This window comes from Rhodopseudomonas palustris HaA2, from assembly GCF_000013365.1.
In the GTDB taxonomy this organism is placed as follows: Bacteria; Pseudomonadota; Alphaproteobacteria; order Rhizobiales; family Xanthobacteraceae; genus Rhodopseudomonas; species Rhodopseudomonas palustris_J.
The window spans coordinates 584,325-596,199 of record NC_007778.1 but is presented as its reverse complement, the minus strand read 5'-3'; the positions used below and the strand labels follow the sequence as shown (position 1 = coordinate 596,199).

The 11,875-nt window shown below is 66.9% G+C and carries 8 protein-coding genes; 5 read left to right on the top strand and 3 right to left on the bottom strand.

Translation table 11 applies throughout. The annotated features are described in order from the left end of the window. Positions 1-39: 39 nt before the first annotated feature. The gene (gene secA, locus RPB_RS02685; protein WP_011439431.1) at positions 40-2,880 is read right to left on the bottom strand and encodes a preprotein translocase subunit SecA; all 2,841 of its coding nucleotides are present in this window, start codon (positions 2,878-2,880) and stop codon (positions 40-42) included. A 339-nt stretch (positions 2,881-3,219) separates the two neighbouring features. On the opposite strand from secA, the gene RPB_RS02680 reads away from it, so the two are divergent. Further along, positions 3,220-4,140 (top strand): peptidylprolyl isomerase, encoded by a 921-nt coding sequence (locus tag RPB_RS02680; RefSeq protein WP_011439430.1) that lies wholly within the window; start codon positions 3,220-3,222, stop codon positions 4,138-4,140. A 63-nt stretch (positions 4,141-4,203) separates the two neighbouring features. On the opposite strand, the gene mutS is transcribed toward RPB_RS02680, so the two are convergent. After that, positions 4,204-6,927 (bottom strand): DNA mismatch repair protein MutS, encoded by a 2,724-nt coding sequence (gene mutS / locus RPB_RS02675; RefSeq protein ID WP_041798528.1) that lies wholly within the window; start codon positions 6,925-6,927, stop codon positions 4,204-4,206. 80 nt (positions 6,928-7,007) lie between these two features. After that, a complete protein-coding gene (locus RPB_RS02670) occupies positions 7,008-7,901 on the bottom strand; it encodes a LysR family transcriptional regulator (RefSeq protein ID WP_011439428.1) in 894 nt (297 codons plus the stop codon). 111 nt (positions 7,902-8,012) lie between these two features. On the opposite strand from RPB_RS02670, the gene RPB_RS02665 reads away from it, so the two are divergent. From RPB_RS02665 to RPB_RS02650, 4 genes are all read left to right on the top strand, one after another. Next, positions 8,013-8,852, top strand: coding sequence for an SDR family oxidoreductase (locus RPB_RS02665; RefSeq protein WP_011439427.1), 840 nt, complete (start codon positions 8,013-8,015; stop codon positions 8,850-8,852). A gap of 87 nt (positions 8,853-8,939) precedes the next feature. Further along, a complete protein-coding gene (pcaF, locus tag RPB_RS02660; RefSeq protein WP_011439426.1) occupies positions 8,940-10,148 on the top strand; it encodes a 3-oxoadipyl-CoA thiolase in 1,209 nt (402 codons plus the stop codon). 164 nt (positions 10,149-10,312) lie between these two features. Further along, on the top strand, positions 10,313-10,801 hold the full coding sequence (locus RPB_RS02655) for a Fur family transcriptional regulator (protein ID WP_011439425.1): 489 nt from the start codon (positions 10,313-10,315) through the stop codon (positions 10,799-10,801). Between the two features lie 126 nt (positions 10,802-10,927). After that, positions 10,928-11,845: a DMT family transporter gene (locus RPB_RS02650; RefSeq protein ID WP_011439424.1), complete on the top strand. Its 918-nt coding sequence runs from the start codon at positions 10,928-10,930 to the stop codon at positions 11,843-11,845. The last annotated feature ends 30 nt before the right edge of the window (positions 11,846-11,875 follow it).

Here is an 11,875-nt window from a genome sequence, read left to right as displayed (position 1 = left end):
CCGGGCATTGCTGCGTTTCGATGAGCCGAGGGCGACGCGTTACGCGTACCGGCCGTGGCAGTGCTTGTACTTCTTGCCGCTGCCGCACGGGCAGTCCTCGTTGCGGCCGACCTTGCCCCAGGTCTCGGGGCGGTTCGGGTCGCGGGCGGACTTGTCGACGCTGTCTGCAGGTGCCAGCGAGACGTTGGCGAACGCCATTTCGTCCTCGCCGGTGTTGGGGTCCATTTTGTGGACCTCCATCGGCGGCAGCTCCTGCGGCTGATCCGGCGGGATGATTTCGACCCGCATCAATTGCGCCGTCACCGCCTCTCGCAGATGCGCGCTCATCTCCTGGAAGAGGCCGAACGCCTCGGACTTGTATTCCTGCAGCGGATCGCGCTGGCCGTAGCCGCGCAGGCCGATCACCTGACGCAGGTGATCCAGCATCACCAGATGCTCGCGCCACAGATGATCGAGCGTCTGCAGCAGGATGCTCTTCTCGGCGTAGCGCATCACGTCGGGGCCCCATTGCGCCACCTTCGCCGCCATGTGCTCGTCGAACACCTTGACGATCCTCGCCAGCAGCTCCTCGTCGGCGATGCCCTCTTCCTTGGCCCATTCGTCGACCGGAATCTCCAGGCCGACGACGCGGTGCAGCTCGTCCTTGAGGCCGGCGACGTCCCACTGCTCCGCATAGGCGTGCTCGGGGACGTGCTTGGCGACCAGATCCTCGATGTAGGTGTGGCGCATGTCGGTGACGGTTTCGACCACGCTGTCTTCTTTCATCAGATCGATGCGCTGATCGAAGATCACCTTGCGCTGGTCGTTCTGGACGTCGTCGAATTTCAGCAGATTCTTGCGGATGTCGAAATTGCGCGCCTCGACCTTCTGCTGCGCCTTTTCCAGCGCCTTGTTGATCCACGGATGGATGATCGCCTCGCCCTCCTTGAGGCCGAGCCGGGTCAGCATGGTGTCGAGCTTGCCGGAGCCGAAGATCCGCATCAGATCGTCGTCCAGCGACAGGAAGAACTTCGAGCGGCCGGGGTCGCCCTGACGGCCGGAGCGGCCGCGGAGCTGGTTGTCGATGCGGCGGCTCTCGTGGCGCTCCGAGCCGATGATGTACAGGCCGCCGGGGCGCTTGGCGGTCTTGGCCGGCTTGCTGCCCTTGGCGGGCTCGATCTCGATCTCGTCCTCGGCGTTGAGCACGATGTCGCGGAAGCGCTCGATGTCGGCCTTGATCTGCTCGACCTTGGCGGCCTTCTCGGCCTCGTCGGTGATCCCGGCGGTCTCCTGCGGGATCCGCATTTCCAGCGAGCCGCCGAGTTTGATGTCGGTGCCGCGGCCGGCCATGTTGGTGGCGATGGTGATCGCGCCGGGCACGCCGGCTTCGGCGACGATATAGGCCTCCTGCTCGTGGAAGCGCGCATTCAGCACCGCGAACAGCTTGGCCGGCTTGCCGGCGCGGGCGGCGGCGTAGAGCTTGTCGAGCCCCTTCGGATCGCCGAAATCGATCTGCTTGTAGCCGTTCTTCAGCAGCAGATCGGCCAGCACCTCGGACTTCTCGATCGACGCGGTGCCGACCAGCACCGGCTGCATACGCTTGTTGGCGCGCTCGACCTCTGCGAGGATCGCGGCGTATTTCTCCGCCTGCGTGCGATACACCTCGTCGTCCTCGTCGAGACGCGAGATCGGCAGGTTGGTCGGGATCTCGACCACTTCGAGCTTGTAGATGTCGTAGAATTCGTCGGCTTCGGTCGCCGCCGTGCCGGTCATGCCGGCGAGCTTGCCGTACATCCGGAAGTAGTTCTGGAAGGTGATCGAGGCCAGCGTCTGGTTTTCCGGCTGGACCGTGACGTGTTCCTTGGCTTCCAGCGCCTGGTGCAGGCCTTCCGAATAGCGCCGGCCCTGCATCATGCGGCCGGTGAACTCGTCGATGATCACCACCTCGTCGTTGCGGACGATGTAGTCCTTGTCGCGCTGGAACAGCGTGTGGGCGCGCAGCGCCTGGTTGATGTGGTGCACCACCGAGACGTTCTCGACGTCGTACAGCGACTCGCCCTTGAGCTGGCCGGCGTCGCGCAGCAGCGTCTCGATCTTCTCCATGCCGGCTTCGGTCAGCGCCACCGAGCGCTGCTTCTCGTCGACGTCGTAGTCCGACTTGTCGAGGCTCGGAATGAAGGTGTCGATGGTGTTGTAGAACTCGGAGCGGTCGTCGAGCGGACCGGAGATGATCAACGGGGTGCGCGCCTCGTCGATCAGGATCGAGTCGACTTCGTCGACGATGGCGAAGAAATGGCCGCGCTGGACCATGTCCTCGAGCCGGTACTTCATGTTGTCGCGCAGATAGTCGAAGCCGTATTCGTTGTTGGTGCCGTAGGTGATGTCGCAGGCATAGGCCTTCTGGCGCTGACCGTCGTCGAGGCCATGCACGATCACGCCGGTCGACATGCCGAGGAAGCTGTAGATCTGGCCCATCCAGCCGGCGTCACGGCTGGCGAGGTAGTCGTTGACGGTGACGACGTGGACGCCCTTGCCGGCCAGCGCGTTGAGATAGCAGGCCAGCGTGGCGACCAGCGTCTTGCCTTCGCCGGTCTTCATCTCGGCGATGTCGCCCTCGTGCAGCACCATGCCGCCGATCAGCTGCACGTCGAAATGGCGCTGGCCGAGGGTGCGCTTGGCGGCCTCGCGCACGGTGGCGAAGGCCGGCACCAGCAGATCGTCGAGCGTCTTGCCGGCGGCGAGCTGGGCGCGGAACTCATCGGTGCGGGCGCGCAGCGCCTCGTCGGACAGCGCCGCGACTTCCGGCTCCAGCGCGTTGATGGCGGCGACGCGGGCCTGGTACGCCTTGATCCTGCGATCGTTCGAAGAGCCGAAGAGTTTGCGGGCGAACGCGCCGATCATGCCAGCTTCCTGTCCTTGCGATGTGACTTCGCAGCCTGTCTGCCGTTCACGCGAGCCGTATCAACTCATCGTGACGCCCAGCCACCTATCGGGATACAGGCGCAGCCGCGAAACCATCGGTATTCCAGCAATCGAGGGCCGGCGGTCGGCCGTGGCCGTCCGACGACCTTGATACCCGTGCTAGTGGCGGCAGAGATATGGCTGGGGTAGGGGGATGTCAACGCGCGGCCCGGTGACGGAATTCATCATTTTGACAGAGTTTTCGCGTTGCCAAGGCTCCGTGATTGGGTGACTGTCCCGCCGCCCCCGACACCCCGGCTTTCAGAACAAGGATTTTCCATGACCCCTGCGTCACCCGCAGCCCGTTCGGCCCTGCGCTCCGGCATCATCAGCGCGGCCGCGACCGGTTGTCTCGCTTTTGCGCTGCTCGCGAGCCCGATGGCGCGCGCCCAGGACGCCAACCCGGTGCTGGCGAAGGTGAACGGCGCTGAAATCCGCCAGAGCGACGTCACCCTCGCCGAGGAAGAGCTCGGCCCGAGCCTGGCCCAGATGGACCCGGCGACCAAGAAGGAAAACGTCCTGTCGTTCCTGATCGATATGAAGATCGTCGCCAAGGCCGCCGAGGACAAGAAGATCGCCGACCGTGCGGAGTTCAAGAAGCGGCTCGAATTCGCCCGCAACCGCCTGCTGATGGACGATCTGCTCGGCGTCGAGGGCAAGGCCGCCACCACCGACGAGGCGATGAAGAAGGTCTATGAGGACGCCGCCAAGCAGATTTCCGGCGAGCAGGAAGTCCACGCCCGCCACATCCTGGTCGAGACCGAGGACGAGGCCAAGGCGATCGCCGAGGAACTGAAGAAGGGCGCCGATTTCGCCGAGCTGGCGAAGAAGAAGTCCAAGGACCCGGGCGCCTCCGACGGCGGCGATCTCGGCTTCTTCACCAAGGACCAGATGGTGCCGGAATTCTCCGCGGTGGCATTTGCGCTGGAGCCCGGCAAGATCTCCGACCCGGTGAAGAGCCAGTTCGGCTGGCACATCATCAAGGTCGAGGAGAAGCGCAACCGCAAGCCGCCGACCTTCGACCAGGTCAAGCCGCAGATCGAGCAATACGTCACCCGCAAGGCGCAGTCGGACTACGTCACGCAGTTGCGTCAGGCCGCCAAGGTCGAGCGGCTCGACAAGCCGGCCGAGCCGGCCGCTTCCCCCGCCGACGCGGCAAAGCCGGCCGAGCCGGCGGCCAAGGCCCCGGCGAAGAAGTAATCTTCGCTTTCGGGCAAGTTGTGAATGATTTCAATGGCCGGGCTCGTCCCGGCCATTGTCGTTTCAGGTTGTCTTCGGCAGCTTCGCCTTCAGCGCATACAGCGCGTCGAGCGCTTCGCGCGGGCTCAGTTCGTCCGGATGCAGCGCCTGCACGGCCGCGATCAGTTGCTCGGCCTCGCTCGGCGGCGATGGCTCGGCCGGGGCGCGGGCTGTGATCGCAAACAGCGGCAGGTCGTCGATCAGCGCCTTGGGCTGGCCGCGGTCGTTGGCCTCAAGCTTGGCCAGCACCGATTTCGCCCGCGCCACCACGGAGGCGGGAAGCCCGGCGAGCTTGGCGACCTGGATGCCGTAGGAGCGATCGGCCGAACCCGGCAGCACCTCGTGCAGGAACACCACCTCGCCGCGCCATTCCTTGACCCGGACGGTGGCGTTGAACAGCCGCGGCAGCTTGGCCGACAGCGCGGTCAGCTCGTGATAATGCGTCGCGAACAGCGCGCGGCAGCGGTTCTGCTCGTGCAGATGCTCGATCGCCGCCCAGGCGATCGACAGGCCGTCGAAGGTCGCGGTGCCGCGGCCGATCTCGTCGAGGATCACCAGCGCCCGCTCGGTCGCCTGGTTGAGGATCGCGGCGGTCTCGACCATCTCGACCATGAAGGTGGAGCGGCCGCGCGCCAGATCGTCGGCGGCGCCGACCCGCGAGAACAGCCGGTCGACGATGCCGATCCGCGCGCGCGCCGCCGGCACATAGCTGCCGGTCTGCGCCAATAGCGCGATCAGCGCGTTCTGGCGCAGGAAGGTCGATTTGCCGGCCATGTTGGGGCCGGTCAGCAGCCAGATCTGGCCCGAGGCTTGCGCCGGGCCGGGAGAGAGATCGCAGGCATTGGCGATGAACGGTTCGCCCGCTCGCTTCAGCGCCTGTTCGACCACCGGATGCCGGCCGCCTTCGATCGCGAACGACAGCGACTGATCGACCTCCGGCCGCACGTAGTTGTCGTCGGAAGCAAGCTTCGCCAGCGCGGTGGCGACATCGAGCAGCGCGAACGCATGGGCAGCGGCGCGCAGATCCTCGCCCGCCGTCTCGATCAATGCTGCGAGGCGATCGAAGATTTCGAGTTCGAGCCCGAGCGCGCGGTCGCCCGCATTGGCGATCTTGGCCTCGATCTCGCCGAGTTCGGCAGTGGTGAAACGGACCTGGCCGGCCAGCGTCTGGCGGTGGATGAAGGTGGCGTTGAGCGGCGGCGCCATCAGCCTGTCGCCGTGCTGCGCGGTCACCTCGACGAAATAGCCGAGCACGTTGTTGTGCCGGATCTTCAGGCCCTTGACGCCGGTGTCGTCGGCGTAGCGCGCCTGCATCGCCGCGACCACCAGGCGCGAGGCGTCGCGCAGCTTGCGGGTTTCGTCCAGCGCCGCCTCGTAGCCGTCGCGGACGAAACCGCCGTCGCGCTTTTGCAGCGGCAGATCGTCGGCGAGTGCGCGGCCCAGCTCGTCGCACAGATCGCGCGACGGTCGCCGCAGCGCCGCCATCGCGGCGGCGATCTCCTGCGGCGGTGCGGTGAGTTGCGACAATTGTTGCAGCCCCTGATCGGCGGCGACGATGCCGTCACGCAGCGACGCCAGATCGCGCGGGCCGCCGCGGCCGAGCGACAGACGCGCCAGCGCGCGGGCCATGTCGGGCGCGGCGCGCAGCGCGCTGCGGATCTGCTCGCGCAACGCGGGCGCGACGACGAAGACTTCGACCGCATCCAGCCGTCGCGCGATCGCGGCCGCATCGGTCAATGGCGCGGCGAGGCGTTGGGCGAGGAGCCGCGAGCCCGCGGCGGTGACGGTGCAGTCGATCGCATCGAGCAGCGAGCCGCGGCGTTCGCCCGCCAGCGTCCGCGTCAGTTCGAGATTGGCGCGCGTCGCCGGATCAATCGCCATGGTCGCGCCGGTGGCCTCGCGCGACGGCGGCGACAAAGGCGGTCGTTTGCCGAGCTGGGTGCGATCCACATAGGTGACGCAGGCGGCGGCCGCCGCGGCTTCCAGCCGCGACAGCGCCGCGAGGCCGTCCATGGTGGCGACCGCGAAGTAATCGCACAGCCGCCGCTCGGCGGTGGCACTGTCGAACACGTCGCGGGTCAGCGGCGTCACGGCGGCGAGTTCGCGCAGGCTCGGCCCCAATTCGGCATCGCTGTACAAAGCGTCCGAGACGATCGCCTCGTTCGGATTGATCCGCGCCAGCGTCGCCGACAATTCGCCGGTGGCGCATTCGGTGACGCTGAATTCCCCGGTCGAGATGTCGATCCAGGCGAGACCAATGCGATCGGTCCCGCTGGAGCCGCGGGCGCGGGCGATCGCCAGCAGATAGTTGTTGGCGCGGGCATCGAGCAGTGTGTCTTCGGTCAGCGTGCCGGGCGTGATCAGCCGCACCACGTCGCGCCGCACCACGCTCTTGCGGGCGCGCGCCGCGGCCGGGTCCTCGGTCTGTTCGCAGACGGCGACGCGATGGCCGAGCGCGATCAGCCGGTGCAGATAGTCGTCGGAACGCTCGACCGGCACGCCGCACATCGGGATGTCCATGCCCTGATGCTTGCCGCGCTTGGTCAGCGTGATGCCGAGCGCGCGCGAGGCGATCTCGGCGTCCTCGAAGAACAATTCGTAGAAATCGCCCATCCGGTAGAACAGCAGGAGGCCCGGATTGGCGGCCTTTATCTCATGGTACTGCTCCATCATCGGCGACACCTTCGCCGGCGGCTCGGCGGGCGCAGGCAGATCGGGCGGCGGAGCGATGTCGGGGTGGATGGTCATGACCCGATGCATAGCAAAATTCCGCCCCGGCTTCCTACCGCGCCAACGCCGCCATGCACGGTTTCCGCACGCCGATACGTTCAGTGCAGGTGCCGCAGAACGTCGATGAAGGCGCGAAGACCAGCGGGGACGTGGCGATGGCCGGGGTAATACAGGAACAGCCCCGGGATTTTCGGACACCACTCATCGAGCACGCCGACCACGGCGCCGCGCGAGAGATAAGGCTGCGCGGTCCGGTCCGGCACATAGGCGATGCCGAGGCCGTCGGCAGCGGCCTCGACCATCAGTTCGACATGGTCGAGCGTCAACGGACCGGCGACATCGACCGCCAATTCCTGGCCGTGACGCGCGAATTCCCAGCGGAACAACTGCCCGCTCTTCAACCGGAACCGGATGCAGGCGTGATGGACGAGGTCATCCGGGGTCCGCGGCGGCGGGTGCGCGGCGAGATAGCCGGGCGACGCGACCGCGACGAACCGGATCGCGCCGCCGAACCGCACCGCGACCATATCGCGCGGCACCGCCTCGCCGATCCGGATGCCTGCGTCGAAGCCTTCCGCGACGATATCGACCAGCCGCGCCTCGGTGACGAGATCGAGCGCCATCTCGGGGTGGCGCGCAAAAAACGCCGGCACCACGGTTTGCAGCAACAACCGTACCGCGCCCTCGGCGGCATTGATGCGCAACGTGCCGCTCGGCCGGCTGCGCCACGCCTCGAGGTCCTGCAAGGCGGCGTCGAAATCGCGCAGCACCGGATTGAGCCGGCCGAGCAGCCGTTCGCCGATCTCGGTCGGCGCAACGCTGCGGGTGGTCCGGTGCAGCAGTCTCACTCCGAGATTGGCCTCCAGGGTTCGCATGATGTGGCTCAGGGTCGAGGCGGACACCCCCAAGTCATTGGCAGCCTTGCGAAAACTGCGATGAGCCGCGATCGCAGCGAAAGCTGTGAGGTCGGAGAGATCCGGCTTGGCATTCATGGGAATTTTTCACCAGATCATCCAAGATTGCGCGGATAGTAGCACGAATGTCTTCCGCCTAACTGATTCATCGATGGCCGCATCGGGCGGCCCCGTCCAAAGGCGATCGCCATGACCTCTACGCCCCGCACCTGGTTCATCACCGGCACCTCGTCCGGCTTCGGTCGGGCGATGACCGAGCAACTGCTGGCGCGCGGCGACCGTGTCGCCGCCACGCTGCGCAGGCCGGACGCGCTCGACGATCTCGATCAGCACTATGGCGACCGGCTCTGGATCGCGCAGCTCGACGTCACCGACAGCGCGGCGGTCAGCACTGTGGTCGAGCGCGCGTTTGCCGAGCTCGGCCGCATCGACGTCGTGGTCAACAACGCCGGCTACGGTCTGCAGGGGGCGGCGGAGGAACTGAGCGACGCGCAGATCCGGCATCAGATCGACACCAATGTGATCGGCTCGATCCAGATTGTGCGCGCGACCTTGCCGCATCTGCGAGCCCAGGGCGGCGGCCGAATCCTGCAGCTGTCGTCGATGGGCGGCCAAGTGACGTTCCCCGGCCTCAGCCTGTATCACGCCTCGAAATGGGCGATCGAAGGCTTCATCGAAGCGGTCGCCCAGGAGGTGTCACCGTTCAAGATCGGCTTCACGATTGTCGAGCCGGGCGCTGCACGCACTGGCTTTGGCAGTGGCCTGGTCAATGCCGAACCGCTCGCGAGTTACGACGACACCCCGGTCGGCGAGATCCGGCGGGCGTTCGCGGCTGGTTTATTCCCTGTGCCAGGCGACGCGCAGAAGATGGCACAGGCGATGATCGACTCGGTCGATTGCACGCCGGCGCCGCTGCGCCTCACCCTCGGCAGCGATGCCTACGCCATGGTGCGTGCCAACCTGGTCGAGCGGCTCGCTGCGCTCGATGCACAGAAGGCCGTTGCGCTCTCCACGGATCGCGACGGCTGAGCGTGCATTGACCACGTCGGCCGGCCTTCCTAAGAGTGCCTTTCAATTCCGGCCCTCAGCCCGGAATCGCCAGCAAGGGAGAGAACCATGGCCGACGTCTTCATCTGCGACGCAGTGCGCACCCCAATCGGCCGGTTCGGCGGATCTCTCGCCAAAGTCCGTGCCGACGACCTCGCCGCGGTTCCGATCAAGGCGCTGATGGCCAAGCACCCCGATCTCGACTGGAGCGCGGTGGACGAGGTGTTCTTCGGCTGCGCCAACCAGGCCGGCGAAGACAACCGCAACGTCGCCCGGATGGCGACGCTGCTCGCGGGCCTGCCGGATTCGGTGCCGGCCCAGACCCTCAACCGGCTGTGCGCCTCCGGGCTCGACGCGGTCGGCGCCGCGGGCCGCGCGATCCGCGCCGGCGAGATCGATCTGGCGATTGCCGGCGGCGTCGAATCGATGACACGGGCGCCGTTCGTGATGGGCAAAGCCGGCGAGGCGTTTTCCCGCCAGGCGGACATCTTCGACACCACGATCGGCTGGCGTTTCATCAATCCGCTGATGAAGGCGCAATACGGTGTCGACGCGATGCCGGAGACCGGCGAGAACGTCGCCGAGGAATTCCAGATTTCGCGCGCCGATCAGGACGCCTTCGCGATCCGATCCCAGCAGCGCGCAGGCGCCGCCATCGCCGCCGGTTACTTCGCGCAGGAGATCGCGCCGGTGTCGGCGCCGGGCGGCAAGGCCGGTCCGATCATCGTCGACAAGGACGAGCATCCGCGCCCGGAGACGACGCTGGAAGGCCTCGCCAAGCTGAAGCCGATCGTGCGCAATCCCGGCACGGTGACCGCCGGCAACGCCTCGGGCGTCAATGACGGCGCTGCGGCGATGATCGTGGCCTCGGAGGCTGCGGTGAAGAAACACGGCCTGACGCCCCGGGCGAAGATTCTCGGCCTCGCCTCGGCGGCAGTGCCGCCGCGCATCATGGGCATCGGCCCGGTGCCGGCGACCCGCAAGCTGATGGAGCGGCTGGGGCTGAAGATCTCCGACTTCGACCTGATCGAGCTCAACGAAGCCTTCGCCTCGCAGGGCATCGCCTGCCTGCGCCAGCTCGGCGTCGCCGACGATGCCGATTTCGTCAATCCGCATGGTGGCGCGATCGCGCTCGGCCACCCGCTCGGCATGAGCGGCACGCGGCTGGCGCTGACGGCGGTGCACGGCATGGAAGCCCGCGGCGGCAAATTGGCGCTGGCGACGATGTGCGTCGGCGTCGGCCAGGGCGTCGCGATGGCGATCGAGAAACTGAACTAAGCATCTGCGGCGGGGGCGTCTCGCACGGGCCGGAACCGGCGCGGCGCCCCGACCGCTTCGCATTCCGCAACAGCCCCGCGTTCCGCAAGACTTGTGCCGGGAGACGCCGTAAACTATCGGTGGTTGCTGCTGCGTTGAGGCACCTGCTGCGTTGAGGCAATGCGATGACTGCTTTGAAGCCGGCCTTTCCCGCCCCCGGTCACGATCACGACCGTTGTGCCGCCGAAGGCATCGAGCACGCCGAACGGATCTGTGCGGACCGCTCACAGAACCTGACGCCGATCCGGCGGCAGGTGCTGCGGGCGCTGCTGTCCAGCCATCGCCCGCTCGGCGCCTATGAGGTGATCGACGAACTGGCGCGCGTGATGCCGCGCCCGGCGCCGATCACGGTGTATCGCGCGCTCGACTTCCTGATGCAGAACGGGCTGGTGCACCGGATCGAAAGCCGCAACGCGTTTCTCGCCTGCGGCCGCGAACACGACGACGCCTCCGCGGTCGCTTTCCTGATCTGCGAATCCTGCGGTTCGGTCGGCGAGATTCCCGCCACCGCCGTGGCGCAGAGTCTCAGCGAGGCGGCGCGCCAGACCGGCTTCACGCCGAAGCTCTCGGTGGTGGAAATCACCGGCGTCTGCGGGCATTGCCAATCCACCTGACGCAGTCTACGCCTTGAACAACCGGGAGGAGCGTTGCTCGCACGCGAGCACGCCCGCGACAACACGGCGGCAAGCCGGAGGCGCAATGTCGATTTTCTCTTTCGCCGCACAGCAGACATCCGGCCGATGTCGGCACAGATAGGCGGCGCGGCTGCCCGGCCGCTGACCGCGGGCGCGATCGCCCTGATGCTGCTGTGCTGCTTCAGCTGGGGCTTCAACCAGATCGCCGTGAAGCTAGTGCTGCCGGACATCCCGCCCTTCCTGCAGGCGGCGATCCGCTCCGCCGGAGCCATGATCGTGATCCTGATCATCGCCCGGGCGCGCGGCGTGAAGCTGTTTCAGCGCGACGGCACGCTGAAGGCCGGGCTGCTCGCCGGCGTGCTGTTCGGGCTGGAATTCGTGCTGATCTATTATGGATTGACCCTGACCACGGCGTCGCGCGGGGTGGTGTTTCTCTATGTGGCGCCGTTTGTCGTGGCGCTGGGCGCCTACCATTTCCTCGGCGAGCGGCTGCGCGCCATGCAATGGGCCGGGCTGGCGCTCAGCTTCGCCGGCGTGGCGGTGGCGATCGGGGTGCCGCAGCCCAATGTCGACGCCAAGGTGCTGCTCGGCGACCTGATGCTGGTCGGCGGCGGGGCACTGTGGGGTGCCACCACCCTGGTGGTGAAGGCGAGCCCGCTGCAGCGGGCCCCCGCCGAGAAGGGGCTGGCCTATCAGGTGGCGCTCTCGGTGCCGATTCTGCTGTTCGCGGCGCTGATTGCGGGCGAAACCATCGAGCAAACGCCCACCCCCCTGTCGCTGGCGCTGATGGCCTACCAGTCGATCTGGGTGGTGGGCCTGACCTTTCTGCTCTGGTTCGGCCTGGTGAAGACCTATTCGGCCAGCAAATTGTCGGCTTTTACCTTCTTCACCCCTTTATTCGGGGTGGCGGCGGGCTATCTGATCCTGCACGAACCGCTGACCCCGGCGTTCGGCTTCGCGGCACTGCTGGTCATGGCCGGGCTGTATCTGGTCAACCGGCCCGGCAAGGTTCCGGCTTTGTGAGGCCGGATCTTGCGGTTCCGGGCGGCGGTG